The organism is Acinetobacter sp. ANC_7682 (assembly GCF_056779795.1).
The window spans coordinates 1-324 of the sequence record NZ_JBWYIQ010000095.1; the positions used below are offsets into that span (position 1 = coordinate 1).

At 48.8% G+C, this 324-nt stretch carries 1 protein-coding gene; it reads left to right on the forward strand.

Features of this window, described 5'->3' with window-relative positions:
• On the forward strand, nucleotides 1-324 hold a 324-nt coding region (locus AC1M9D_RS14140), incomplete at both ends, for a thiolase family protein (protein WP_481612450.1).

Sequence of the window (324 nt, forward strand, 5' to 3'; positions counted from 1 at the left end):
GGAATGTCGTCGATGACGTTTTATTTGGCTGTGCCAACCAAGCCGGTGAAGATAATCGTAACGTCGGTCGTATGTCGGCGCTTTTAGCAGGGATTCCTTATACAGTACCTGCAACCACAGTCAACCGTTTATGTGGTTCATCACTCGATACCGTAGCAATGGCCGCGCGTGCCATTAAAGCTGGTGAAGCTGACGTGATTGTGGCAGGTGGTGTTGAATCTATGTCACGTGCTCCATTTGTGATGGGTAAATCTGAGAGTGCATTTGGTCGTAGTCAAAAGATTGAAGACACCACCATGGGCTGGCGTTTTATCAACCCGAAGC